Source organism: Solibacillus isronensis, assembly GCF_900168685.1.
Taxonomy (GTDB): Bacteria; Bacillota; Bacilli; order Bacillales_A; family Planococcaceae; genus Solibacillus; species Solibacillus isronensis_A.
On the sequence record NZ_FVZN01000014.1, the window covers coordinates 2,269,381 to 2,295,706 of the forward strand.

The window sequence follows — 26,326 nt, forward strand, 5'->3', positions numbered from 1 at the left end:
TTCTATGTTTGGAAATATTACTTATAACGGGACACTGACAGAACAGTACAATCAGCTATCAAAACAGCTGGATGCATTGCTGGAAGGGGAAAATAACTTAATCGCTAACTTAAGTAACGCTTCAGCCTTATTAAATACTTTTTTAAAAGAAATTAACTGGGTTGGATTTTATTTAATGAATGAAGGCGAATTGGTGCTTGGACCATTCCAAGGTTTACCGGCTTGTGTACGAATTCCTGTCGGGCGCGGTGTTTGCGGTACAACGGTTGCGAAGGAGCAAACAATGGTTGTAGACGATGTTCACGCTTTCCCTGGTCATATCGCTTGTGACGCTGCATCAAAATCAGAAATCGTTATTCCTTTAATCAAAAATGGTGTCGTTTTAGGCGTTTTAGATATCGATAGCCCGATTGAAGCTCGTTTTACTTCTGAAGATAAAGATGGTTTGGAAAAATTTGTGGATGTACTGTTAAAACATATTTAATCGCTAAAAAGGGAGTGCCCGAAAAATGATTCCGGGTACTCCCTTTAATATTGTAGTTCCATAGGTTTTTCATATATACATAGACGATTTTTTCCGTTTCGCTTTGCATGGTAAAGTGCAATATCCGCTTGCAAGAACATATTTTTAAAATCCGGGCGGCTGCTCTTATGCCACGTAATCATTCCCGCAGAAACCGTAACTGAAGGATTTGTTACATTTGGTACCATTTGTACAATTGCATCTGAGATTTCAATTGCTTCTCTGTCGGAAATATTCGGAATATAGATGGCGAGTTCTTCACCGCCCCAGCGTGAGCAAATGCCTCTTTTCCCTATTTCATTTTGCAGTCGTCTAGCAATTTGTACAATGACATCATCCCCGACTTGATGGCCGTATGTGTCATTAACCTTTTTAAAGTTATCAATATCAATTAACAGGAACATTCCTGAATCGTCCTTTTGAATAGCCTTCTCCACGTATGAATCGGAATAACTTCTTGCATAAAGCTTCGTTAAATGATCTCGATCCACCATCTCCTGAAGCTGTTCACGTAATACCGAATTGGAAATGGCTAATGACGAATGGTGAATAAGCGATTGCATTAATTTGAAGCTATCAAAGGAGAAAAAATACGGCTCTTTATGCAATACAATGCTAAACCCGATAATATCTTCTTCTACAATCATTGGAATGGCCATTATCGACTTATACTCAATGGCTCCTGAAATAAGACGGCTGAAATCGGCAATAAATAACGGGTCTTGTGTCGACTGAAAATGTTTTTCCACATGCTGAATATATACGTTACATGCTATATGATTGAACAGCTCTGTACACGCTTCAGTCATGATATACTTTTCATCTTCTTTAAACAGGAAGCCAATTTCCATAGGCTGAAAAGATTTCAGCATTTGCTTTTGTAAAAATAAAAGCATTTCGCTGATCGTCAATTTCATATTTAAACGATGAGAAGTTTCATTAATTAACTGTAAATCCGTGATGAGACGATGTGATTGATGATAGAGTTTCGCGTTTTCCAAAGCATTTCCTGAAGCTTGGGCAAGCATCCGGATAAATTCTTTTTCTGGACTTGTAAATGAGTAATTAACGGGTGCTTTCACCTGTAAAATTCCATAGATTGCTTGTCTACCTTTTATAGGCACATTTAATAATCGACGGTTTTGCTCAACGGCTATATCCTCTTTCAATTCTCCCGATACGAAAGATTCGATTGTGGCAGGACGTTCCGACAAATAGTCGAAAGGCTTTATTTTCACTCTCGTTTGACGGTCTTGGTCATTAGATAAGATCAGTTCAACTTCAAGACCCGGAAAATTTTCTTCTATTGTTATAAGCACATTTTCCAAAATTACATCTATATCCATCGTAGAATGGAAAAGGTCTGTCATCCCGTATAATTTACGGTACTTTTGTTCGTTCGAATAAACTTCATATTTTTTAGTTAAAAATGAATAGGAAGCGGATATCGCCCCTACAATTTCCTCTGTCAGCACTGCTTGTACAGGTGCGTTTCCAGGATTATATTTAAATATAATAATAGCTTCTATTTTATCATTTATTATAAGTGGCATAACATCCGTATGATTTTCAAAATACGGCTGTTCTCTAAAAAACCCGGGTAACTTCACAACTTTATTACCATTAAAATAGGGTTGTATTAAATCTAATGTTACATCAACATTCAGTATTTCTAAGTTGTCGATCGGTTTCAATTTATTTTCGCTTACATGAAATAAAAAACAATGTTCCATATTAAAATGTTTAATTAGATTTTCATTTAATAGGCAAAAGTAATCATAAAATTTACTTCGTTGTAATTTTGTATTCATACAAAGGCTTAAGATATCCGATTTAAATTGATCAATCTTGTGTTGATTTTCCACCATTAAATCACCTTTTCTTTTACTATTGCGATGTCGGTTCTTTTCACTTAACCTAAAGTATACACATTTCATGTCTTATTGACTATTTAATTTTGTTATATTTTTCTAATAAACACCCCAATTTGAATTGTTTTTCGAAGATTCAAGTATTTTCCCGTTCTTATCTACTACCCACTTTTATGATTAAATACCCATATAAATGATAATTTATTTTTATTTTTCTTTCCTCATAGTCTATTCAAAAAGTAACACACCTTTGTTGACGAATAGATAAAAAAAAGATACAATAGCCTTTGTGTAAAATGAATGCAGTAGTTGTATAACTTAAATGCAGTATTTTATTCCTTCTGTTTAAACAGAATGGTGTATTGTGTAACCCTTTCGGCTGCATGGGCGAAGATACATGAAAATAGAATACCGTTTAATGTCGGGTACAACTGGTTTTTTCTTTTACAACAAAAACCAATTTTAAGGAGGAGACACAATTATGTCTCGTTATACAGGTCCATCTTGGAAACTTTCTCGTCGTCTTGGTATTTCATTAAGCGGCACAGGTAAAGAAATCGCTAAACGCCCTTACGCACCAGGTCAACACGGCCCGAACTCTCGTGGTAAAAAATCAGAGTACGGTCTACAATTAACTGAAAAGCAAAAATTACGTCATATGTATGGTATGACTGAACGTCAATTCAAAAACACTTACCTACGTGCAGGTAAATTACAAGGTGTACACGGTGAAAACTTCATGATCTTACTTGAAACTCGCCTTGACAACTTAGTTTACCGTTTAGGTTTAGCTCGCACTCGTCGTGCAGCTCGTCAATTAGTTAACCACGGTCACATCTTAGTTGATGGTAACCGCGTTGACATCCCATCTTACTCAGTAAAACCAGGTCAAACGATCTCTTTACGTGAGAAATCAGCTAACCTTTCAGTTGTTGCTGAATCAATCGAAGTAAACAGCTTCGTACCAGAATATTTATCATTCGATGCAGACTCTAAAGTAGGTACTTTCGTACGTTTACCAGAGCGCTCTGAATTATCTTCTGAAATCAACGAACAATTCATCGTAGAGTTCTACTCTCGTTAATCTTTCGAGCTTCAGATATATTCGATCGAACCATCAAGCCCTGTTCATCAGGTGCTTGGTGGTTTTTTTATTAATTTCGGCAAAACTTTTTTTAAATTTGTTCAATCGCCCCGATCAACCTTTCTTCGTTGAATAGGATAACGAGGAAGGGGGGTGAATTTAATGGGTTACGGATATGAAGGATATCAAAATCAAGGAAACTACGGTGGTTACGGCGGTTACGGCTGTGGTGGCGGTGGTAACAGCGGCGGTAATAGCTCAACTTTCGTTCTGATCGTTGTTCTATTCATTCTTTTAATTATTGTCGGCGCTACTTTTGCTTACTAATAGCATCGATTCACAAAAAATTTTTAGCTAGCCAGGAATAATTCCAACTACTTATTACTGCATTTCACGCCATTAGGGTCACTTCCCCCAGTGACCCTTTTAATTTTATATTCAGTGACAGTATACTTGGCTTTTTCCTGCACACTCAGACAATACAACCCGCTAACAATAAAAAAGATGCTGTACGCTTATATAGCGACAGCATCTTTTAATTTAAACGTATAATTAGAATACGTCACAATTTTAACAATATATTTTAAAATACAAAGTAACTTGCTCCTAGTACGGCAATTACTATAAACGAAGCAAAAAATGCTTTCCACTTAGAAATGCGGTGAACTTCTGAGATTCCAATAACTGTGATGACATATGTCCAAATACTACTAATAATAATTAGTGTTCCGCAAACAAATTGCAGAATCAAATCACCTAGTGACGTCTCCATATAGGAAATCGCGAAAAATGACTGTGGCGCGAATTGCATCCAGAACAGCAGAACCGGCAATATCCAAATATAAGGAATCATTGTCACACTAATCATGCGGAACATTTCTTTAAACTTCCCTATACCACCGAACGCTTTTGCTGATAATGTTAATATGCCCGCTGATAAAACTGTAGAAAGAAAATACAGTATTAAACTAAATAGAAATGTTGAATAAACGATATCCCCTAGTGTATATTGTCCTGTAAATTCACTACCGATAAAGCTGACTAAATTGCTAGCAAACACTCCGATAATACCAACGAAAATGAAATAAGATAACTTTTTAGTTGTTAACACATAACGAATAGTATCTCGGGGTTTAACAGCAATGCTTAATATGGCATGTCGATCATCGACTGTACCTGTTAATTGCTCACTCAAAATAACATCCCCCTAAAAATATGTATACATTCTATTATACTGATATCTTTAAGGTGATACAAAGTTATTGCTCCTTTAGTAGCATACCAATCTTTTACTATTCGGCAGATTTAAGAGATACATAACCAGCCTTTTCCACTAATGCCTGCCCTTCTTCCGACAGCACCCAATCAATCAGTTTCTTAACATTTCCTGTTGGCTCGCCTGCTGTCACAATATAAAATTCGGAAGCGATCGGGTACGTATTGTTGCGAATTGTTTCTCTTGTCGGTGCCACTCCATCGATTTCCAAAAGTTTGATTTCTTTATTTTTAACCATCTCATTGGAATAGTAGCGGAAAGTATAGCCGATTGCATTTTTGTAATTTTTATATTGGGACACTTCATTGATAATTCCGCCCATACCTGTCGCTATATCTTCCGATGGTGCTTCCATTAATGGGGTATCCCCCATTAGCCGTTGCAGTGCCGTTTGCGATCCGCTGTCCTGAGGTCTTTGGAACGCCCGGATTGCAGCATCTTTTCCGCCCACTTCTGACCAGTTTGTAATTTCCCCAGCATAAATTCCTTTAATTTGATCGAGCGATAAACGATTGACGTTATTTTTACTATTGACGAAAAAGACAAACGCTTCTTTTCCGATCGGCGTCAAATGAAGTTTAATCCCCCTTTGTTTGGCTTGATTAATTTGCGCATCGGAAGGGCCAGCTGCAAAAATCATGTCTGTATTTCCGAAAATCAGATTCGTATAGGCTTCATGTGTCTGGTTGACCATAACTTCACTCTTATAAGGATTGTATTCTTTTTTCGGATATATATGCTCTGTAATGGCGGCATACAATGGATATAATGCAGTTGCCCCGTCCATTTTCGGTAAAGGTTCCTCTAGCATTAACGTTGGCTTCTTCTCCAACTGAACTAATTTATTTTTATCTGTAAACGGCTCATATTGATAAATATCCACTTCTGCATCAACAGTCGGTACCCGATTATCGAACCATTTATAAACAGGTTGGACCGAACAGGCGACTAAAACAATTCCGGCGATTATCCAAAAGATTTTTACACGTTTACTATTTTTATAAAATACATCAAAAATCACAAGCACATAACCAATGTATAAAATGACCGCAGCGGAAATTACTAACGGTATATAATGAATATTGCCGCTAAACGCTACTAAAAATAACAATATGAAAGTAAAAAAGCAAACAGTCAGTAGGACAAAAATCGAAATAACAATTTTCCCTAAATACGATTTATTTTCCATTACTATCACCCCTAACCTATACGTTCTTTATGAAACATGAAATTCCTTTTAAAAAACGTCTTGGAAAACTGCTTTCCAAGACGTTTAAATTAATTAAGCAAATTTCACCATATGGTATTTTTTCTTACCGCGACGGATAATTGCAAAAGCATCTTCCAAACGGTCTTTTGAATCGATTACATATTCAAGATCGGTAATTTTTTCACCGTTCACACTAATTGCACCGTTCGTAACATCTTCACGTGCTTGACGTTTTGATGAAGAAATCCCTGCTTCTACGATTAATTCCACGATATTTTTATCCTCTTTTGCCACTTCTACAGAAGGTACACCAGAGAAGGCTACTTTCATTTCTTCTACTGATAATGCTTTTAAATCACCAGAGAATAATGCTTTTGTAATACGCTCTGCTGCTTCCAGACCTGCTTCACCGTGAATCAGACGTGTCATTTCTTCAGCCAGCGCTTTTTGAGCTTTACGTAAATGCGGCTCTTCTTCAACACTTACTGCAAGACCTTCAATCTCTTCACGTGTCAGGAATGTGAAGATTTTCAGGTATTTCACGACATCGGCATCCGCTGTATTGATCCAGAACTGGTAGAACTCGTATGGAGATGTTTTAGCAGCATCCAGCCATACCGCGCCACCCGCTGTTTTACCGAATTTTGTACCGTCCGCTTTTGTTACAAGCGGAATTGTAATACCGAACGCTTTCGCATTTTCATCATGTGTTTTACGAATCATTTCCAAGCCCGTTGTAATATTGCCCCACTGATCCGAACCACCTACTTGAATTCGAACGTTGTGATGATCATACAAGTGGTTGAAGTCGATACCTTGGATCAATGTGTATGCAAATTCAGTGAATGAAATACCTGAATCAAGGCGTGATGCAACCGTATCTTTATTTAAGATGTAGTTTACATTGATCAGTTTCCCGTAATCACGAAGGAAATCAATTAATGACATTGGACCAACCCAGTCATTATTGTTTACAAGAACAGCACTGTTTGCCGCACCCGATGAAAAGTCGAATAGGCGCTCCATTTGCTTTTTAAGACCTTGCACATTTTTTTCGATTTGGTCCATCGTCTGTAATTGGCGCTCTTCTGAACGGCCAGATGGATCCCCTACCGTACCTGTCGCTCCACCAACTAATAAAATCGGTGTATGACCTGCTTTTTGGAAACGGCGTAATGTAAGCAATGGCACGATATGACCGATATGCATCGAGTCCGCTGTCGGGTCAACACCTACGTACAGGGAAACCTTCTCCTCGTTTAAAAGCTTTTCCATACCTTCCGCGTCAGTTTGTTGGTATAACAATCCGCGCCATTCCAAGTCTTGCAGTAATTCGTTTGTCATTTGTTTTCTCTCCTTTTACATGATGCGTCATTTACTTGTAAGGAAAATAAAAAACGTCCCTACACGCAAATGCATGCAGGGACGTCAAATTTTAATTTAACGCGGTACCACCCGGCTTGAAGAAATATCAGTCTCTTTCTTCCACTTTAAGCGTCTATAACGTGACGATCCGTTCAGGCTCCAAGTACGTAATTCATAAATGCGCTATGTCTAGCTTTCACCAACCGCTAGCTCTCTATGCAGGGAACACATTTATTACTGCAAACTCTTCGCTGCCTGAAATTTATATTTTCTATTCTACCTAGAAAATAGTTGATGTCAATATTTATATTCGTTTATATATCAAATATGCTATAATAAACAAGATTTTAGGAGGTCGATGATGTGAGAGAATGGCTCGAAAAATTAAATAAAAAAATCGATATCCTTGCTTCTTCAGAACGAATGCGCTACGTCCGAATTGGAGGCGGTGTATTCTGGAATTTAACATTGCTGGCGATTATTTTTATAGCTGCGACACTGTTGTTTGTCGGAGGTGTAGGCGCAGGTTACTTCGCATCATTAACAAAGGATGAACCTTTGCGATCGAAAGAAGAAATGCGCGAACAAATTTTCAGCTATGAAGAAACAAGTGAACTTTATTTTGCGAACGATATTTACATAGGAAAGATCCGAACTGATTTAGATCGACGTGAAACATCGCTAGCTAATATATCCCCATCCTTGATTAATGCTGTACTTGCTACAGAGGATGAATATTTCAGGGAGCATACCGGCATAGTGCCGAAAGCAGTATTACGGGGATTACTGCAAGACGTATCCAACTCGTCAACACAGACAGGTGGCTCTACCCTTACACAGCAATTAATAAAGAACCAAATCTTAACGAATGAAGTTTCCTATGAACGTAAAGCAAAGGAAATATTACTTGCCTATCGTTTGGAACATTTTATGACAAAAGAAGAAATACTAGAAGCCTATTTAAATATTATCCCGTACGGCCGAAATTCTTCAGGTCGTAATATTGCTGGTATCGAGACGGCTGCACAAGGTATTTTTGGTGTGTCCGCATCTAAATTAAATTTACCTCAGGCTGCCTATATTGCCGGTATCCCTCAGGCACCTTTCACCTACACACCTTTTACAAATAAAGGTGAGCAAAAAAGCGCGGAAGGGATACAACCAGGTATTGACCGTATGAAAACTGTTCTTTATCGTATGCTGGAAGCGGGCTATATTACAGAGAAAGAATATAACGAAGCAATTGCGTATGATATTCCGAAAGACTTTAAAGGATATGAAATCCGTCCGGAAGAAAAATATCCTTGGTTAACGGCTGAGCTTGAGCTCCGTTCAAAAGAAATCTTTGCGAAAATACTCGCGGAAAAAGACGGCATTGATCCGGATCGTTTAAAAGAGGAAGAGAACTTAAATGAAAAGTATACAATAATGGCCGACCGTACAATACGTTCCGGCGGTTACCGTATTTACTCAACGATCAATAAAGATATGTATGATTCCATGAAAAAAGTGACGGAGGAATTCACTTTATACGGACAAACATACAAGAAGAAAGAAAAAGATCCTGAAACAGGCGAAGAAATCGAAGTGGATGTGCCTGTACAAACAGGAAGTATTGTTATTGAAAATAGTACCGGCCGCATTTTAAGTTTCGTTGGCGGACGGGACCATAATATTACACAAGTAAATCACGCAACAAATGCATTCCGATCAAACGGTTCAACAATGAAGCCGTTGCTTGCCTACGCACCAGCGCTTGATTACGGTGTCATCGGAGCAGGAAGCCCTGTTGTCGATGTGAAATTTAAACGTCCATCTGACGGCTATGCTCCTGTAAACTATAACCCGAATCAGGAATTAGGAATTATACCAGCACGTCAGGCGGTTGCTTCATCCCAAAACTTAGCCGTCCTAAGATTATATGATTCAATTTTAGATCGCAGTCCGGCAACCTATTTGGAAAAAATGGGCTTCTCCAAGCTAGACAGAAAGGACTATGTAAACCTTTCTACAGTTCTTGGAGCTTTGGAAATTGGTGCTTCAGTTGAAGAAAATACCAATGCCTATGCGACATTTGCCAATAACGGCCAATTTATCGATGCCTACATGATTGATCGCATTGAAGATTTGGATGGCAATATTATTTATGAACATAAAGTTGAGCCTGTGAAAGTGTTTGCGCCTGAAACAGCGTATATGATGACAGATATGCTGCGTGATGTGCTGAAGCAAGGCGGAACAGGAACATTGGCAAAAAGCCAGTTGAAATTCTCATCTGACTTCGCTGCCAAGTCTGGTACAACACAGGACCATAACGATGTTTGGTTTGTTGGATATAACCCGAATATATCGATAGGTGTCTGGATGGGTTACGAAAAACTGCGGACACTTTATGCATTTAATAACCGTTACCAGCATCCAAGTCAGCGTGTAAACCGTTTATGGGCAAAGTACCTAAATACACTTTATGACATTGACCCGGAATTAATCGGTACGAAAGAAACATTTAAAAAACCTGAAGGCGTTGTGACAAGATCATTTTGTGGTATTTCAGGTCTGGCACCTTCTACTTCATGTGCCAATGCCGGTTTAGTCACTTCCGATCTATTTAATAAAAATGTATTTTTACCGTCACAGCCGGATGATAGCTTTGTATCTTCCACATCAGTTGTAATTAACGGCAACACATATGCTGCATTACCGAATACACCTACTGAGTTTGTTCAAATGAGCGGTTTCGGATTAAATCAGGCCTTTGTTGACCGCATGTTAGGCAAACTAGGTGGAGACGCTTCAAAATTATTGTCATTCAGTTCAGGTAAGGGTGTTGTAACCGGTGCTCCATTCTCGGCAGACAGTGCGCCACCGCAACCTGTTTTTGCTACATTGGCAAATGGTTCACTTTCATGGACAGCCTCTCCATCAAATGATGTTGTTGGCTATCGCGTATATAGTGTTACCGATCAAGGTAGATCGCTTGTACGTTCATTAAAATCTTATGAAGGATACCGCGTGTCTGTTTCACCAGGCGTTCGCTACATCGTTGTAGCAGTCGATATTACAGGATTGGAATCCGGTTATTCGAATGAAGTCGGAGAAGTGGTGGAAACTGCTCCACCTGAACCACCGGAAACAGAAGAAGATGAAGAAAATGTTGTACCTGGGGAAATAATTGAAGACCTGGACGAGATTGAAGTTGACGTTGATCCGGTCGAACCAGAACCATCAGGAGAATAAAAGCAAAAAAATCTCACCAACTCATAGTAAAGTTGGTGAGATTTTTTTATGCAATTAAATTAAATTGATACTTGTTCCGCTTTTAATACATCTTTTAGTAAATTGACTGCTTCATCAATTTCTTGTTCGCTAACTGTTAAAGGAGGTAATAATCGAATCACTTTCGGGCCGGCTGCAACCGTTAATAGACCAGCTTTATCCAATGCTGCAACATACGGTGCCACATCTTCGCCACCAAGGCTTAGACCAAGCATTAAACCTTTTCCTTGAACCGAATATTTATCTTCCGGAAAAGCTTCTTCCAGCTTATTAATAAAATACGCCGATTTTTGTTTAACATTCTCCAAAAAGGCATCATTGAATATTTGATCGATAACTGTTTGTGCAACGGCAACACCTAATGGATTTCCGCCGAATGTCGTACCGTGTGTACCGGCATTAAATGTATTAAACAGCTTTTCTGTCCCGAGGATCCCCCCAATTGGGAAACCGCCACCAAGACCTTTTGCCATTGACACAATATCCGGTTTAATAGCTGTCTGCTCATATGCAAAACGTGTTCCTGTACGTCCGATACCTGTTTGTACTTCATCAACAATAACTAAAATATCCGATGATTGCTGAATTTCATGAATGGCTTTCGCGAATTCATCCGTTGCAGGATTTACTCCGCCTTCACCTTGAATCATTTCAAGCATAATCGCAGCAGTATCCGCATCAACTGCAGCTTTTAATGCTTCTACATCATTAAACGGCAATGTAATAAACTCGCTTACTAAAGGACCGAAGCCTTTACGTACTTTATCTTGTCCAGTTGCGCTCATCGCACCAAATGTACGCCCGTGAAAGCTCTGTTCAAACACAATGATTTTATGTTTCCCTGTATGCTTACGTGCTAATTTAATAGCCGCTTCGTTCGCCTCTGCACCACTATTACAGAAGAATGCATACGATAAATGCAAATCTTCCACTAATGATGCAGCAAGTTTTTCCTGTCCTGGACTTTCAAATAAGTTACTAATATGCCACAACTTTTGACTTTGTTTTTGAATCGCATCAACGATTAATGGATGTGCATGCCCTAAACTACAAACGGCAATGCCGCTCGTAAAATCTAAATATCTTTTCCCTGTCGTATCAAATACTTCTGTTCCTTTTCCTTCGACAATAGCAAAAGGTCTTCTTGCGTAATTTTGGAATAATGCACTCATTTCACTAGCTCCTCACTTAAAATAGTCGTCCCGGTTAAAGTTTCATTAACAATTTGTACAGAAGGAATGCCTGCCTTCAAACAATTAAGGGCGCCTTGTACTTTCGGAATCATCCCTCCGTATATATGCCCTTCGCCAATCCATTGTTCGATTAAGCCTGGTGTCACTTCCGTCTGGTATTCATCCTGTATGCGAATACCGGCGACATCCGTCACAAGCAGGAGACAATCTGCCTCGACAGCCAATGCAATTTCACTTGCCACTGTATCGCCATTGATATTCAGCGCCTGCCCATCCTTCGTTGCACCGATACAAGCAATAACAGGTACAATTCCAGCTTCCGTCAAAGAGTTTAACATATTAATATTAACATGCTTCACTTCTCCTACATATGCGTAAGTTTCATAATCTAAAAATTCACTCTCTAGCAACCCGCCATCAAACCCATTCAGTCCAATGGCAGAAATACTTGCTGAATGGAGCTCATGGACGAGTGAAGGATTTACTTTTCCGATTAAAGTTGACTGTACAATATCGATCATTTCTTCACTCGTTACACGCAGTCCATTTACTGTATGGGACTCGATTCCGGCAGCAGCTAATTCGCGGTTGATCGCAGGTCCTCCACCATGGGTAATAATGAGTTGGATACCTTGTTCCTGCAATGCTTTAAAATTGCGAAAGAAGGTCTCGTTAAGACCTTCTAATGTGCTGCCACCAAGCTTGATGACCATTTTACGAGCGGTATGATGCGTTGATTTGAACGTAGTCATAAGTCAAATCACACCCCCATGCAAATCCGTGCCCTTTACCGACTTCAAGTGACACATATATTTTTACTTCATGCTGTTTTAAAATTTCGATGAGCTCTTCTTCGGAAAACTTAATTGGTTCGCCATTTTCCACCATTGTTGCTCCACCAATTTTAATTGTGATTTTATCAGGATCGATTACAGCTCCGGAATAGCCAACTGCTGCAATAATACGTCCCCAGTTTGCATCACAGCCAAATACTGCTGTTTTTACTAGTGGTGAACCTACAACTGTCTTCGCGATTTTACGTGCTTCTTCATCTGAAACTGCTCCATCCACTTCTACTTCAATCAGCTTTGTCGCACCTTCCCCGTCACGTGCAATTGACTTTGCTAAATCTTCTGATACGAGACGTAGTGCTGTGTAGAAGTTTTCCCAGTCTGGATGTGCAGGAGATAGCGGCTCATTTCCTGCTAAGCCATTTGCCATTACAATAACTGTATCGTTCGTTGATGTATCTCCATCAACCGTGATCGAGTTGAATGTGCAATCCGTTACACTCGATAATGCTTTTTGCAGCTCTTCTGATGCAATATTGGCATCAGTTGTAATAAAGCCGAGCATTGTCGCCATATTCGGTTCAATCATTCCAGAGCCTTTAGCTGTTCCTGAAACAATTACTTCCTTGCCATCAATGATCGTTGCATAAGTTGTATTTTTCATTACTGTATCTGTCGTTAAAATTGCCTGTGAAAAATCAATACCGCTCTCTAGCTTTGAATCCGGATTTAATAGCTCCACACCTTTTTTAACTGGCTCCATCTTCATAATTTCCCCTATGACACCCGTAGAGGCTACCCCTACCAAATTAGATGCAATGCCAAGTTTTTGCGCGGCAAGCAGTTGCATTTCATATGCGTCCAATAAACCTTGTTTGCCTGTGCATGCATTGGCATTTCCTGAATTTACGATAATCGCCTGCATTTTTTCCGTTTCATATACAACTTCTTTTGTTACTTTTAATGGTGCTGCCTGGACTGCATTTGTTGTAAAAACACCGGCAACGCTTGCTGGTACTTCGCTTACTAGAATCGCTAAATCTTTTTTCTTATGTTTAAGTCCGCAATGAACACCTGCTGCAGTAAACCCTTTTGGTGATACGATATTTTTGCTTGATAATTTTTTCATTTCTATTGTTGAAGTCATCTAATGACCCTCCCTTAAATTAAATAAAATACGGAACGAGTTGTAAGCCTGTTTGCTGCGGAATACCGAATTGGACATTCATGTTCTGAATTGCCTGGCCGGCCGCTCCTTTAACTAAATTATCGATCACCCCGATAATCGTTGCCCGATTTGTCCTTTCATCAAGTTGCACATATATGTCGCAATAGTTTGAACCTTTAACGCGGTTTGTACCTACTGCTGAAGCCTGTTGAATGACACGGACAAATGGATGATCCTTATACGTTTCTGTTAAACAGTCCACTAATTGTTTTTGTGTTACTCCTTCCGTTACTTGTGCATAGGAAGTTGCTAAAATACCGCGTGTCATCGGGACTAGATGAGTATTAAATGTTATTTTTGTGTCGATATCGGTAAACATTGAAATCGCTTGTTCGATTTCGGGAATGTGCTGGTGTTCATTAATTTTATAAATCGAGAAGCTTTCATTTGCTTCACTGAAATGTGTTGCTTGTGAAGGTTTGTTACCTGCTCCTGAAATTCCGCTCTTCGCATCGATGACCAAGTAGCTCGGATCAATTAACCGATGTTTTATAAGAGGCAAGATGGATAATAAAACAGCCGTTGGATAACAGCCCGGGTTGGCAATTAAATGGGCTTTTTCAATAGCCGGCTCATTCCACTCCGTTAATCCGTATACACTTCGGTCCACTACTTCCTGTGGAGCCGGATTTTTTTTATACCATGTTTCATAGTTTGCTAAATTTTTCAGCCGGAAGTCCCCGGATAAATCGATTAATTTTGGTCCCCGTTCAACTAAAGAAGGGAAAATCGTACTTGATACTCCAGACGGTGTACTTGCAAATACAACATCGTATTCCGCCAATGCATCATCGTCCAATTTAAGTAATGGCTGATTATAAATATCCGTTAAATGTGGAAATTTATCCGAAAATTGAGTTCCTTCATCAGAGGATGTAAATAATCCAATTTCTTCTACTTCTTTATGATTATGCAAAAACCGTAGTAGTTCTAGTCCGCCGTACCCTGTTGCACCAATAATACCTGCTTTCATGTTGTCACCTCGTCATTTTTATGTAGCCGAAAAAATTTTTACGAATTCTAAATGATAAAAATAAGTATAAGTATGTATATTTATTTAGTCAACTGTATTTTTATATAATTGTAGATTATTCTAAATTATCATTAAATAATAATGCAAAAGGCGCCTACATATGTAAGCGCCCCGATTTCAGAAGTACTGGCATATAAAGTTAATCTTCCATTGTTGATAAGTCGCCTGCCGGTAAATCGAGTTCCCACGCCTTTAACACGCGGCGCATAATTTTACCGCTTCGAGTTTTCGGCAACTTATCTCTGAATTCAATTTCTCGTGGTGCTGAATGGGCAGATAATCCTGTTTTTACAAAGTCCCGAATATTCGTTTCAAGCGCTTCACTAGGCTCTACCCCTTCGCGTAATGAAATAAATGCCTTTATAATTTCACCGCGCACCGGGTCTGGTTTACCAATTACACCTGCTTCCACTACATCAGGATGTTCAAGCAGTTTACTTTCCACTTCAAATGGTCCAACTCGTTCTCCAGCCGTCATAATAACATCGTCTACTCGACCTTGGAACCAGAAATATCCTTCCTCATCCTTAAATGCAGAATCTCCTGAAACATACCATTCTCCTTTTAAGAAATAAGATTCATAGCGTTCGGGATTCCCCCAAATTTGCCGCATCATCGCCGGCCACCCTTTTTTGATAGCCAAATTCCCCATCGTATAAGGCGGTACTTCATTGCCTTGATCATCTACAATCGTTGCATAAATTCCCGGCACAGGTTTGCCCATTGAGCCCGGCTTAATATCCATCGATGGGTAGTTGCAGATCATATGACCCCCTGTTTCCGTCATCCACCATGTGTCGTGAATACGATGATTTAAAATCTCCATACCCCATTTCACTACTTCCGGGTTTAATGGTTCACCAACCGATAAAACGTGACGAAGTGTAGAAAGATTATATTTACCGATAATATTCGGACCTGCACCCATCAACATTCGAAATGCGGTTGGCGCACTATACCATACCGTGACTCCATATTCCTCAATTGCTCCATACCAAGATTGTGGACTGAAACGCCCCCCGATAACTACATTCGTCACACCATTTAACCATGGACCAAATATTCCGTAAGCTGTCCCAGTCACCCAACCAGGATCGGCTGTGCACCAGTAAATATCATCTTCCTTCAAATCCAGTACCCACTGTGCTGTCTGATATTGCTGAACCATTGCATAATGGACCTGCAATACCCCTTTTGGAGCACCTGTTGAGCCGGAAGTATAATGCAAAAGGGAGCCATCTTCCTTATCGACCCATTCAATGTCAAAATCCTGAGATGCCTCTGCAAAGTATTTATTAAAATCTAATATCTTATCAGTTTCTTCTATATTTTCCCCGACTACAAAAACCGTTTTTAAATGCGGCAGCTTTTCTAGCGGTACTCTGTTCAACAGTGCAGGCGTTGTAATGATTGCTGTCGCCTCACTATCCATTAAACGGTCATATACCGCACCTTCCATAAATGCTTCAAATAATGGCCCAACAATTGCGCCAATTTTCAATGCACCAATTAAGCTGAAATAAAGCTCCGGCGTGCGTGGCATAAAAATAAAAATACGTTCCCCTTTTTTTAAGTCCGCCTTTTCCTTCAACACATTCGCAGCTTTATTCGTATGACGTTTCATATCATAAAAAGAATAGGCTTCTTTTCTGTTCCCATCATTATAATAAAGAGCGACTTTGTTTTTGCGGTGTGATGTTGCGTGCCGGTCTATTGCTTCATATGCAATATTGACCTTCCCCGTTTCAAACCAAGAAAATGCTGTTTCACTATGTTGCCAATCATGATTCGCAGCTGTTTCCTCATAATTTTTTAGATTATGTTCCCCCGGAATAACTGCAAGCTTTTCCATTGTTTTCATCCCCATGAAAAATCCCCTTTCATTAAAAACTACAATCATTTTACAATAAAAATACTATAATAGGCAAAATATTTAAAACTTTCAATCAATTTAATTACATCTCGCGAATTTAAGCGTATTTTCGCATGAAATAGAGTATAATAGATGTATTAAAAGCAGGTGGTGTGATTATGATTCATGTGAAAAATTATTATCGTCTTGAATTCAAAACGAAGAATGGTAATGTTTTAGTAGAAGGACCTGTTTCTTCCGAAAAACTAGCTACCTACACATTACATGAAGATTTAAAAGCTTTTAGACCTTCCCATCAGCAGCATGAAGCCCTTGTCGGGATTGCTAAGCTGGAAGAAGGGCGCATTATTGTCATTCGACAGGATAACATTATCGTCGGCTATGTTACGTATCTCTATCCAGATCCGTTGGAACGCTGGTCTGAAGATCGGATTCAAAATATGATTGAGCTTGGCGCCATTGAAGTCATTCCTGCTTTTAGAGGATCCGGTGCAGGCAAAAAATTATTGGAAGTATCATTTATGGATGATGCAATGGAAGATTATTTAGTGATTACAACTGAATATTACTGGCATTGGGATTTAAAAGGAACAGGTTTATCTGTTTGGGAATATAGGAATATGATGGAGAGAATGATGACTTCTGTCAATTTCGAATATTATGCAACAGATGATCCTGAAATTACATCCCATCCTGCCAACTGTCTAATGGCGCGTGTAGGGGCACGTGTTGAAAATGAGACATTGGAGAGATTTGACAGACTTCGCTTTAGAAATCGTTTCATGTATTAATTCTTATCACAAAGGGGAATGAACAATGATTGTCGAAGAAATTATGCAAAGAGAGATACATACACTCCTGCCTGAAAACACAGTACGTGATGCTGTGCGTCTTATGCGAGATAAAAATATCCGTCATGTGCCAATTGTTAACAAAGAGAAACTTGTTGTAGGAATCATTACAGACCATGACTTGAAAAATGCTTTGCCATCTCGTTTGCGCGAAGAACCGGACTCTACGATTTATGATGCCCCAATCGAGAAAATCATGGTTAAAAATCCGATAGTCGGTCATCCGCTAGACTTCGTTGAAGAAGTGGCCATGACGTTTTATGATGCTAAAATCAGCTGTTTACCTATTGTTACTGCCGGAAAACTTGTCGGCATCGTAACGACGACTGATTTACTATATACTTATATCGAATTAACAGGCGCACATAAGCCTGGTTCTAAAATTGATATTCGGGTAAATGACAAACCCGGCATGCTTTTTGAGATAACGAAAGTATTCCATGAAAACAAGGCAAATGTATTAAGTGTTCTCGTATATCCAGATGGTGAAAATGTGAAATCCCGAATTGTAAGTGTTCGTTTACAAGTAATCAATCCGCTGCATATTATTGAAGAATTGCGAAAGCAAGGATACGATGTATTGTGGCCAAACTTGCCTGGCGTCACTTTATGAAAAAAGCTGTATTTATTTATTCACCAGAACAACTCACTTACAAATTTTCGGACACACACCCGTTTAACCATAAGCGATTACACTTAACGATTGATTTACTGAAAAGTATCGGTGCACTCCAAGATGAGGATATCGTCCCTGCTCGTATTGCAACAGATGAAGAAATTGCGCTGGCTCACGACTTGCAGTATATTGAAATTGTAAAAAAAGCAGGTCATGGCGAGTTAACAGCTCAGCAAGGGGAACCATATGGTATTGGTACAGAGGATACACCGATTTTCAAAAATATGCACGAAGCAAGCGCACTATTAGTCGGCGGGACTTTACAGGCGGTCGACCAAGTACTGCAAGGTAAATCTCAGCACGCATTAAACTTGGGCGGCGGTCTTCATCACGGTTTCCGTGGAAGAGCTTCCGGTTTTTGCATTTATAACGATAGCAGCGTAGCTATTAAATATATTCAGAAAAAGTACGGGCTGCGTGTTTTATATGTAGATACTGACGCACATCACGGCGATGGTGTTCAATGGACTTTTTATGATGACCCGAATGTATGTACATTATCCATTCATGAGACAGGACGCTATTTGTTTCCGGGTACAGGCAATATAACAGAACGCGGGAATGGTGAAGGGTACGGGACTTCTTTTAACTTCCCTATTGATGCGTTTACGGAAGATGAGAGCTTCTTGGAAATATATGAACAGTCAATGCGGGAAGTTTTTGAATTCTTCAAACCGGATGTTGTCTTGACACAAAATGGTGCAGATGCACATTATTTTGACCCTCTAACACATTTATACGGGACGATGAACATATATAAAGAAATACCAAAGCTTGCGCATAAATTGGCACATGAATATTGTGAAGGTCGCTGGATTGCAGTTGGTGGCGGAGGCTATGATATTTGGCGGGTTGTACCGCGGGCATGGTCACATATTTGGACAGAGATGACCGATCAGCCTGCTCCGACTGGACTGTTACCGCAGCAATGGCTTGATAAATGGCAATCGGAATCACCTGTTCCGCTAATCCCGACTTGGGATGATCCAACACCTTTATATGATCCTATTCCGCGTAAAGCAGAAATTGAAGAAAAAAATGCACGAATGCTTGAAAAAGCACTACATATTATTCGTACAGAAAAAAACCGTTCGTAACGATTGCTACAAAGTTCGAACAAAAGGTTCTAAATCAAATGTTGGGGTGAAATTATTCTAAACAGATTTCATCCCACATGACCACCCAAATTTTTATACTTCAAATTTAATAAAATCTTTGCCTTAAAGTGATCGAAACGTCTGAATCCATATGCATTCCGTTTCATCACTTTTGTTTTATTATTAATGCCTTCTAAGAAGCCATTTGAATAACCAAATGTAAAGCTATTTAAGATTTCTGTCTGCCAATTTTTAAATGTCTGAATCGCACGTTTAAATGCAGGAATCCCTGATTCTTCAACTTGTTTGTAGAACTGAAATAGTCCCTCTTTAATCTTTGATACATCGGTTTCTTTTTTTGCCTGATCAAACCATTCACAGTAGCTTTGTTTTAGATGATACGCTGCTTTTAAAATAGGAGACATCTCTGTATAGCGGGTTAAATAAAATTGATCCGTTTCTTTCAGCTTTTCTGGACGTTTATAGAGCACATGCCGCATTCTTTTACACTTTTTCCGGTCGTATTCGTGCCAGTCCTTTTGAACTTCTCGACGAACCGAATCTAGTGCCCAATAAATATAACGACAGTAATGAAAGCGATCTGCCACAATGACCGGTCTACCTAAAGACTGGCGGACCGCTGATTTAAAGGAAGGGCTCATATCCATCACCACGATTTCCACTTCACTTCCGTAACGCTTCAAATAATCTTTAATCGTTTCTTTTCGGCGGTTTGGCAAAATATCGATCGGTTCTTTGGTTTCGGCATTCGCTATAATTAATTGATATTTTCCTGCGTCGGTATCGCCTTTATATTCATCAATCGCAATCGCTTTCGGCAATTGAACACCTTGGACCATTTCTTTATGCACCATTTTCTTAAAGCGACGAATTACGGTTGTGCTAGAGGTACCCGTAACCTCCGCTGCTTCTTTAAATGTCTTCGCTTTAATTGCGCGAATGCTTAACGCTTGATTCGCTTCTTTTGTAAAACGCTGATACCGCTCAATAAAGGATGCTTTTTCAGCGAAGCGCTTTCCACAACCGCATGCATAACGACGGCGCTTATAAAAGATTACGGTCATTCGCTCAAACCATTTTAAGTGCTTAATTTTTTGAATCCGGTAATCATGTACTTTCGTAGTCCATTGTTGGCAGGCTGGGCATTGATGTGCCTGACGGGGAAGTTCAATCGAAATTGCCATACCCATCTCTAACTCTTCAATTTTTGTAATTTCTACATCTTTTAATCCTGGGATATTCATGTTAAAATTCATACAGCACAAATCACCTTTCTATTGCTTGTTTCTCGACAATTCAAGTATATAAAAAAGTGTGATTTTGTGCTTTTTTTAGTTGTGAAATTGTTTGAATACCCCAACAAATATTATAGAACCGAACAAAATTACTATAATAAAACAAAGCGCCTGTCAGCTGATTGACAGGCGCTTTTGTTATTTACTCGAACCACGCTTTTCTATGCGGTGAGGTAAGATGACATGTTGCTGTTCAACTTCCTCTTTATTCATATACTTTGTTAATAGGCGCATTGCGACTGCTCCAATATCGTATAAAGGCAATACAACACTTGTAAGTCTTGGTCGTACCATACGCGCTAGTTTTGAATTTTCGAAGCTGATGATTTCAACATCATCTGGTACATTTTTTCCGCTATCTTGAATGCCATGTACTAGTCCAATTGCAAGCTCATCATTCCCGACAAAAATGGCTGTAGGCGGTTGCTGTAGTTCACTTAAATTCTCCCAGCTTTCCAATCCGTCATCATAAGAGCCATCTCCGGCAACAATTAAAGCATCATCTAGTTCAATGTTTGCTTTTTCAAGAGCGTCTTTATAGGCTGCAAGTTTATGCTGACCATTCACTGTATACTGTAACGGACCTGAGACAAATGCAATTCTCCTATGTCCATTATTAATAAGTGTTTCTACAGCTTCCAATGCCGCATTGTAGTAGTCAATGTTTACAGAAGCTACTTTTTCAGTGGAACTGATAGATCCTGCCAATACTATCGGTACTGGGCAAGCTTCAACTGCGCGTTGAATATTTTCAGTTACCTCTTCACTCATCATCACAATACCGTCAACTTGCTTTCCTAGCATCGTATCAAGTAAAGACAGCTCTTTTTCTTCATTTTGATCTGAATTTGCTAAAATAATATTATAGCGGTACATTGTCGCAATATCTTCAATGCCTCGTGCAAGCTCGGCATTTAAATTATTCGAAATATCAGGGATGATGACTCCTACTGATGTTGTTTTTTTACTAGCTAAGCCACGTGCTACTGCATTTGGACGATATTCGAGACGCTCAATCACTTCCAACACTTTTTTTCTTGTCGCAGGCTTAACATTTTGATTTCCATTTACTACGCGAGATACGGTTGCCATTGATACATTCGCCTCACGTGCAACATCATAAATTGTGACAGTCAAAAGTTTCTCCCCCTTTTTATCTTAGTGATACAAGTTTTTATAAACGACTAGTTGAACTAATTGTTATGTATAGCTTCATCATATAATATTTTCATTTCTATTTTCAATCTAAAACCTAGTGAATACCTGGTTTTTTCAGCAATTGTCTTAAAATATTCAAAAAGTGTGCTATCAATACGATAGCACTTGTTTAAATTCGCTATTTTTTATTGAACGGTGTATCCTCCATCCAATACTACCGCCTGTCCCGTCATCCCTTTTGCTGCATCACTGCATAAATAGATGACTAACGCTGCAATTTCGGAAACATCAATTAAGCGCTTTTGCGGCACTAAAGGATAGAGTACTTGCTCCAATACATCTTCAACCGCTATATTCCGTGTTTTCGCTAAATCCTGAAATTGATTTCTAACTAATTCCGTATCGACATAGCCGGGACAAATTGCATTTACTGTAATTCCGATTGCAGCCGTTTCAAGTGCAGCTACTTTAGTTAAACCGATAACACCGTGTTTAGCGGTATTATAGCCGGCTTTTCCTGCAAAACCGACCAAACCATTGATGGACGCGATATTAATTATTCTGCCAAAGTTTTGCTGTTTCATAATAGGTAACGCATACTTCATAAAAATAAAAGGCCCTACAACCATTACTTTCTGCATCAATTCAAAAATTTCCGTATCAAATTCCTCAATCATGGATACATGTTGGAATCCTGCATTGTTGATCATGACATGTAGTGCACCAAACTGCGAAATAACTGAATCGATTGTTTCTTTAATTTGGTCTTCATTGCTGACATCACAAAGTAAATACTTTAAATCCGGTCGTTCTGTGATGGCTTCTTTTAGTCTTTCTTCATTTTTATCTGAAATAATAACTGTCATCCCACTATTTGAAAGTTCTTTAGCAATTTCAAAACCGATTCCTTGTGCAGCACCTGTAATTAACGCAATTTTTTGCACAATATCATTCCCTCTTTTATAAGGTATTTAGAAAAAATTGTAATTTACCCTACCGCTATTCGTCAAATTAAAACTTGCAGAAATACATAAAGGCCCATGTTGAAATTACTCAACATGGGCTTATTAATAATTATTTTGACACTTCGTATTGTTTCATGAATTTTAAAAGTTCATCGTAGTAAGCATTGAATGTCGGGATATCCATTTGCTGTTGCTGATCCGATAATGCGATTGATGGATCTGGATGCACTTCTGCCATTACACCGTCTGCTCCAATAGCGATTGCCGCTTTTGAACATGGTAATAATAAATCACGACGACCTGTAGAGTGTGTCACGTCTACCATTACCGGTAAATGTGTTTCTTGTTTTAAAATCGGAACTGCCGAAATATCCAATGTGTTACGAGTTGCTTTTTCGTATGTGCGAATACCGCGTTCACATAAAATAATGTTTTCATTACCTTTTGACATGATGTATTCTGCTGCATGGATGAACTCATCAATTGTCGCTGCTAAACCTCGTTTTAATAAGACAGGCTTATTCGTTGCTCCAGCCGCTTTTAAAAGTTCAAAGTTTTGCATGTTACGGGCACCGATTTGAATCACATCGATGTAATCCAATGCATGGTCTAAATCAGCAGGTGTTACGATTTCAGTGATGACACCTAAACCGTATTCTTTAGAAACATCTTTCAAAATCTTTAGCCCGTCCAGACCTAAGCCTTGGAAATCATACGGAGATGTACGTGGTTTGTATGCACCACCGCGAATTAATTTTAATCCTTTTTCCTGGATTGTTGCAGCTACTGCAGCAACTTGTTCATAAGACTCAACTGCACATGGTCCAAATACGAAAGAAGGAGCACCTGTACCGATTAATTCACCATTTACATTAATGACAGTATCTTCTGACTTTTCTTTACGTGAAACGAGTAATTCTTTTTTCTTTTCTGCTTCTAATTGTTTAAGCGCTGTTTTGAAGATTTGTTTAAAAATATAATCAACCGTCATTTGATTTAACGGACCGTTATTGTTTTCTTTAATTAAGTCAAGCATATGACGCTCGCGTAGCGGATCATAGCGATTGACACCTTGTTTCTCTTTAATCTTGCCAATTTCTTCTACTACTGATGCACGTTCATTAATTAAACGTAAAATTTCTAAGTTCAAGCTGTCAATCTGGCTACGTAAGCTTTCTAAATCTTGTTGATGCATATTCCTCTACCCCTCTTCTTTGCGTATCCGGCACTTTCAGTTAAATAAAAAGTATGATACATTTTTAAGTAATAATCTTATTATAATCAAACTATTGTAGAATGTCACGCATTTTTAATTTAGCGCTTCAACTCGCTAAAGTATATTGTGATAATAATAGAAAGGAAGCGTTTTCAAATGGCAAATAAATTGTTCGCACTTGATATCGGAACACGCTCCGTTGTCGGCATTATTTTAGAGCAGCATGAAGATACTTATCATGTCGCCGATATTTTAGTAAAAGAACATAAAGAACGTGCAATGGTTGATGGCCAAATACATAACGTCCTGTATGTAGCGGAGCTTATACAGGAGATTAAGACTGAATTGGAAGAAACTCACGGTCCTTTGGAGAAAGTGAGTGTAGCAGCAGCCGGACGTGCATTAAAAACCGAACAGGCCAGCGTTTCCATTTCTATTAAAAACCGACCGATCTTTACTGATGAAGATATTAACCGCCTGGAACTGCAAGCCGTACAACAGGCTCAGCAGCAATTATTGCTTCATAAAGAAGATACAAAAAATAACCATTATTATTGTGTCGGCTATTCCGTTTTATATTTCCGTTTGGATGGAGAAGAGATTGGGAGTCTCCTTGATCAGCAAGGTGATGAAGCATCCGTTGAAGTAATTGCCACTTTCCTGCCGCGTGTTGTCGTGGAATCATTGCTTGCGGCATTAAAACGTGCCAATTTGGAAATGGAAGCCCTTACGTTAGAACCGATTGCTGCGATCAATGTACTTATTCCTCCTTCAATGCGCCGCTTGAATGTGGCACTTGTTGATATTGGTGCCGGTACTTCAGATATTGCCATTACAGACAAAAGTACGGTTGTAGCATACGGTATGGTGCCAACTGCTGGTGATGAAATTACTGAAAGTTTAAGTGACTATTATTTACTGGACTTTCCGGTCGCTGAAATGGCAAAGCGCCAATTACATACGAGCGAGGAAATTCTCATTCAGGATATTTTAGGATTTGACGAATATTTTCCACGTGAAGAAGTCATCCAAGCAATCTATCCTGCAATTGAAAATTTGGCAAAGTCGATTGGCGAGGAAATACTACGGTTAAACAATAACACCCCTCCAAAAGCGGTCATGTTAGTTGGCGGCGGGAGTTTAACACCTCACTTGCCGGAAGAAATCGGCAAAACTTTAAATTTGCCGTCTAACCGAGTAGCGGTACGTGATGTGAATGCCATTCAGAATTTAACACGCGCACAACATATTGCCGCAACACCTGAGCTTGTGACACCGATTGGAATAGCCATCGCCGCACAAAAATCACCGATTCATTACATGTCAATTCAAGTTAACGAGCAAATTGTACGACTATTTGAGTTGAAGGAAATGACAGTCGGTGATGCATTTTTGGCTGCAAACGTCAGAGCAAAACAATTATACGGCAAACCCGGACACGGTTTGTCGATTACAGTGAACGGGCAAAATGTTTTTGTCCCAGGTGAACATGGACAGCCGGCACAAATCATATTGAATGGTGAAAATGCCTCGATTAAATCCCTTATTAAAAATGGAGATCAAATAGAGCTGATACCGGGAAAAGATGGGACAGCCGCATCTGTTACTGTAGGGGACATTATTGATCATGCTTCCGTAAAGACTGTGACAATTCAAGAAAAGCAATACAATGTTGAACCGAAAGTATTTGTAAACGGTAAAATTGTTAAACTGGATACTCCTTTACAGGACCGGGACGTAATTGTCGTCGAAACAATCGAAACAGTGGAAGATGTCTTAAAATCATTAAACCAATTAATGCATATACAGCAGTTCCAATCATATTTTGTCCATATTGAGGGAAAACCTGTATCGTTCCCTAATTTTTCATCACAGCTTTCCATTAACGGAAAGCCGGGAAAATTACATTACCCTATACAAAATGGAGATAGCATTACATTTGAACAGCGTCAATTACCGACAGCTGAACAAATCGCGGCACATTTAAATTTCCTGTTGGAAGAAAAAGCGATTGTAACGTTTCAGCATGAACAAGTCGAGCTTGTAAAGATTGCCCGCGAGTTTTCAGTAAACGGTCAAGTTGTACAACGTGAAGCAATAGTTCCGAATGGAGCGGCAATTAATATTATCGAAAAAGATACAAGCAAATGGATTTATCAGGATGTCTTTCGATTTTCCAACTGGCAGCTTCCTGCATCATTTAAAGGGTCATTTACGATTTTACGTAATGGTGCGCCTTCTTCATTTGATGCTGAAATATTCGGTGGCGACCAACTTGAAATTCAGCTTACCGACCAACCGGTTTTAGAATAATAAAAAACGGC

General features: G+C 39.1%; 21 protein-coding genes and 1 other annotated feature. Of the genes, 8 read left to right on the forward strand and 13 right to left on the reverse strand.

The features are described 5' to 3' along the window. Nucleotides 1-4: 4 nt before the first annotated feature. The gene (locus tag B5473_RS19995) at nt 5-484 is read left to right on the forward strand and encodes a GAF domain-containing protein (RefSeq protein WP_079528478.1); all 480 of its coding nucleotides are present in this window, start codon (nt 5-7) and stop codon (nt 482-484) included. 44 nt (nt 485-528) lie between these two features. Here the strand turns inward: B5473_RS19995 and B5473_RS20000 are convergent, their stop codons facing one another. Beyond that, a complete protein-coding gene (locus B5473_RS20000) occupies nt 529-2,391 on the reverse strand; it encodes a sensor domain-containing diguanylate cyclase (RefSeq protein WP_079528481.1) in 1,863 nt (620 codons plus the stop codon). A gap of 484 nt (nt 2,392-2,875) precedes the next feature. On the opposite strand from B5473_RS20000, the gene rpsD reads away from it, so the two are divergent. Then, a complete protein-coding gene (rpsD, locus tag B5473_RS20005; RefSeq protein WP_008407801.1) occupies nt 2,876-3,478 on the forward strand; it encodes a 30S ribosomal protein S4 in 603 nt (200 codons plus the stop codon). A gap of 162 nt (nt 3,479-3,640) precedes the next feature. Beyond that, nucleotides 3,641-3,805 (forward strand): YjcZ family sporulation protein, encoded by a 165-nt coding sequence (locus B5473_RS20010; RefSeq protein ID WP_079528483.1) that lies wholly within the window; start codon nt 3,641-3,643, stop codon nt 3,803-3,805. 256 nt (nt 3,806-4,061) lie between these two features. Here the strand turns inward: B5473_RS20010 and B5473_RS20015 are convergent, their stop codons facing one another. The 3 genes from B5473_RS20015 to tyrS form a co-directional block, all read right to left on the reverse strand. Beyond that, entirely contained in the window at nt 4,062-4,673 is a 612-nt protein-coding gene (locus tag B5473_RS20015; protein WP_079528485.1) for a YIP1 family protein, read from the reverse strand. A gap of 97 nt (nt 4,674-4,770) precedes the next feature. Next, nucleotides 4,771-5,943 (reverse strand): PstS family phosphate ABC transporter substrate-binding protein, encoded by a 1,173-nt coding sequence (locus B5473_RS20020; RefSeq protein WP_079528488.1) that lies wholly within the window; start codon nt 5,941-5,943, stop codon nt 4,771-4,773. Nucleotides 5,944-6,036: 93 nt separating this feature from the next. Next, complete coding sequence (gene tyrS, locus B5473_RS20025; protein ID WP_079528490.1) at nt 6,037-7,308, reverse strand: tyrosine--tRNA ligase; 1,272 nt, start codon at nt 7,306-7,308, stop codon at nt 6,037-6,039. Nucleotides 7,309-7,382: 74 nt separating this feature from the next. Beyond that, nucleotides 7,383-7,590 (reverse strand) — a binding site (T-box leader). 102 nt (nt 7,591-7,692) lie between these two features. On the opposite strand from tyrS, the gene B5473_RS20030 reads away from it, so the two are divergent. Beyond that, a complete protein-coding gene (locus B5473_RS20030; protein ID WP_079528493.1) occupies nt 7,693-10,566 on the forward strand; it encodes a transglycosylase domain-containing protein in 2,874 nt (957 codons plus the stop codon). 59 nt (nt 10,567-10,625) lie between these two features. On the opposite strand, the gene B5473_RS20035 is transcribed toward B5473_RS20030, so the two are convergent. The 5 genes from B5473_RS20035 to acsA all read right to left on the reverse strand — a co-directional run bounded on the left by B5473_RS20035 (nt 10,626) and on the right by acsA (nt 16,717). Beyond that, nucleotides 10,626-11,777, reverse strand: a complete 1,152-nt coding sequence (locus B5473_RS20035; protein WP_079528496.1) for an acetylornithine transaminase — start codon at nt 11,775-11,777, stop codon at nt 10,626-10,628. Then, nucleotides 11,774-12,550 (reverse strand): acetylglutamate kinase, encoded by a 777-nt coding sequence (gene argB, locus B5473_RS20040; RefSeq protein ID WP_079528498.1) that lies wholly within the window; start codon nt 12,548-12,550, stop codon nt 11,774-11,776. Before argB ends, B5473_RS20035 begins: the two co-directional genes overlap by 4 nt. After that, complete coding sequence (gene argJ / locus B5473_RS20045) at nt 12,513-13,736, reverse strand: bifunctional glutamate N-acetyltransferase/amino-acid acetyltransferase ArgJ (RefSeq protein WP_079528502.1); 1,224 nt, start codon at nt 13,734-13,736, stop codon at nt 12,513-12,515. The genes argB and argJ overlap by 38 nt, the downstream gene beginning before the upstream one ends. Nucleotides 13,737-13,755: 19 nt before the next feature. Next, nucleotides 13,756-14,790, reverse strand: coding sequence for an N-acetyl-gamma-glutamyl-phosphate reductase (argC, locus tag B5473_RS20050; protein ID WP_079528505.1), 1,035 nt, complete (start codon nt 14,788-14,790; stop codon nt 13,756-13,758). A 199-nt stretch (nt 14,791-14,989) separates the two neighbouring features. Next, the gene (gene acsA, locus B5473_RS20055) at nt 14,990-16,717 is read right to left on the reverse strand and encodes an acetate--CoA ligase (RefSeq protein ID WP_413078510.1); all 1,728 of its coding nucleotides are present in this window, start codon (nt 16,715-16,717) and stop codon (nt 14,990-14,992) included. A 164-nt stretch (nt 16,718-16,881) separates the two neighbouring features. On the opposite strand from acsA, the gene B5473_RS20060 reads away from it, so the two are divergent. The 3 genes from B5473_RS20060 to B5473_RS20070 are packed head-to-tail and all read left to right on the forward strand — an operon-like array spanning nt 16,882 to nt 19,347. After that, complete coding sequence (locus tag B5473_RS20060) at nt 16,882-17,514, forward strand: GNAT family N-acetyltransferase (protein WP_079528507.1); 633 nt, start codon at nt 16,882-16,884, stop codon at nt 17,512-17,514. Nucleotides 17,515-17,539: 25 nt separating this feature from the next. Continuing rightward, a complete protein-coding gene (locus tag B5473_RS20065; protein WP_079528510.1) occupies nt 17,540-18,187 on the forward strand; it encodes an acetoin utilization AcuB family protein in 648 nt (215 codons plus the stop codon). Next, nucleotides 18,184-19,347: an acetoin utilization protein AcuC gene (locus B5473_RS20070; protein WP_079528512.1), complete on the forward strand. Its 1,164-nt coding sequence runs from the start codon at nt 18,184-18,186 to the stop codon at nt 19,345-19,347. Before B5473_RS20065 ends, B5473_RS20070 begins: the two co-directional genes overlap by 4 nt. 68 nt (nt 19,348-19,415) lie before the next feature. Here B5473_RS20070 and B5473_RS20075 read toward each other — a convergent pair whose 3' ends face one another. The 4 genes from B5473_RS20075 to B5473_RS20090 all read right to left on the reverse strand — a co-directional run bounded on the left by B5473_RS20075 (nt 19,416) and on the right by B5473_RS20090 (nt 23,981). Continuing rightward, nucleotides 19,416-20,624 carry an ISL3 family transposase gene (locus B5473_RS20075; RefSeq protein WP_079523641.1) on the reverse strand — a complete coding sequence of 403 codons (1,209 nt, stop codon included), beginning with the start codon at nt 20,622-20,624 and terminating at the stop codon, nt 19,416-19,418. Between the two features lie 177 nt (nt 20,625-20,801). Further along, entirely contained in the window at nt 20,802-21,800 is a 999-nt protein-coding gene (ccpA, locus tag B5473_RS20080; RefSeq protein ID WP_079528514.1) for a catabolite control protein A, read from the reverse strand. A 206-nt stretch (nt 21,801-22,006) separates the two neighbouring features. Then, complete coding sequence (locus B5473_RS20085) at nt 22,007-22,768, reverse strand: 3-hydroxybutyrate dehydrogenase (protein WP_079528517.1); 762 nt, start codon at nt 22,766-22,768, stop codon at nt 22,007-22,009. Nucleotides 22,769-22,895: 127 nt separating this feature from the next. Further along, a complete protein-coding gene (locus tag B5473_RS20090; RefSeq protein ID WP_079528519.1) occupies nt 22,896-23,981 on the reverse strand; it encodes a bifunctional 3-deoxy-7-phosphoheptulonate synthase/chorismate mutase in 1,086 nt (361 codons plus the stop codon). Between the two features lie 177 nt (nt 23,982-24,158). On the opposite strand from B5473_RS20090, the gene pilM reads away from it, so the two are divergent. Beyond that, nucleotides 24,159-26,315 carry a pilus assembly protein PilM gene (pilM, locus tag B5473_RS20095; protein WP_079528522.1) on the forward strand — a complete coding sequence of 719 codons (2,157 nt, stop codon included), beginning with the start codon at nt 24,159-24,161 and terminating at the stop codon, nt 26,313-26,315. The last annotated feature ends 11 nt before the right edge of the window (nt 26,316-26,326 follow it).

What these genes read in the sequence shown, in the direction of transcription:
- B5473_RS19995 (WP_079528478.1), top strand. Translation starts at nt 5, where the DNA reads ATGTTTGGAAATATTACTTATAACGGGACACTGACAGAACAGTACAAT.
- B5473_RS20000 (WP_079528481.1), bottom strand. Translation starts at nt 2,391, where the DNA reads ATGGTGGAAAATCAACACAAGATTGATCAATTTAAATCGGATATCTTA.
- rpsD (WP_008407801.1), top strand. Translation starts at nt 2,876, where the DNA reads ATGTCTCGTTATACAGGTCCATCTTGGAAACTTTCTCGTCGTCTTGGT.
- B5473_RS20010 (WP_079528483.1), top strand. Translation starts at nt 3,641, where the DNA reads ATGGGTTACGGATATGAAGGATATCAAAATCAAGGAAACTACGGTGGT.
- B5473_RS20020 (WP_079528488.1), bottom strand. Translation starts at nt 5,943, where the DNA reads ATGGAAAATAAATCGTATTTAGGGAAAATTGTTATTTCGATTTTTGTC.
- tyrS (WP_079528490.1), bottom strand. Translation starts at nt 7,308, where the DNA reads ATGACAAACGAATTACTGCAAGACTTGGAATGGCGCGGATTGTTATAC.
- B5473_RS20035 (WP_079528496.1), bottom strand. Translation starts at nt 11,777, where the DNA reads ATGAGTGCATTATTCCAAAATTACGCAAGAAGACCTTTTGCTATTGTC.
- argB (WP_079528498.1), bottom strand. Translation starts at nt 12,550, where the DNA reads ATGACTACGTTCAAATCAACGCATCATACCGCTCGTAAAATGGTCATC.
- argJ (WP_079528502.1), bottom strand. Translation starts at nt 13,736, where the DNA reads ATGACTTCAACAATAGAAATGAAAAAATTATCAAGCAAAAATATCGTA.
- argC (WP_079528505.1), bottom strand. Translation starts at nt 14,790, where the DNA reads ATGAAAGCAGGTATTATTGGTGCAACAGGGTACGGCGGACTAGAACTA.
- acsA (WP_413078510.1), bottom strand. Translation starts at nt 16,717, where the DNA reads ATGGGGATGAAAACAATGGAAAAGCTTGCAGTTATTCCGGGGGAACAT.
- B5473_RS20060 (WP_079528507.1), top strand. Translation starts at nt 16,882, where the DNA reads ATGATTCATGTGAAAAATTATTATCGTCTTGAATTCAAAACGAAGAAT.
- B5473_RS20065 (WP_079528510.1), top strand. Translation starts at nt 17,540, where the DNA reads ATGATTGTCGAAGAAATTATGCAAAGAGAGATACATACACTCCTGCCT.
- B5473_RS20070 (WP_079528512.1), top strand. Translation starts at nt 18,184, where the DNA reads ATGAAAAAAGCTGTATTTATTTATTCACCAGAACAACTCACTTACAAA.
- B5473_RS20075 (WP_079523641.1), bottom strand. Translation starts at nt 20,624, where the DNA reads ATGAATTTTAACATGAATATCCCAGGATTAAAAGATGTAGAAATTACA.
- B5473_RS20090 (WP_079528519.1), bottom strand. Translation starts at nt 23,981, where the DNA reads ATGCATCAACAAGATTTAGAAAGCTTACGTAGCCAGATTGACAGCTTG.
- pilM (WP_079528522.1), top strand. Translation starts at nt 24,159, where the DNA reads ATGGCAAATAAATTGTTCGCACTTGATATCGGAACACGCTCCGTTGTC.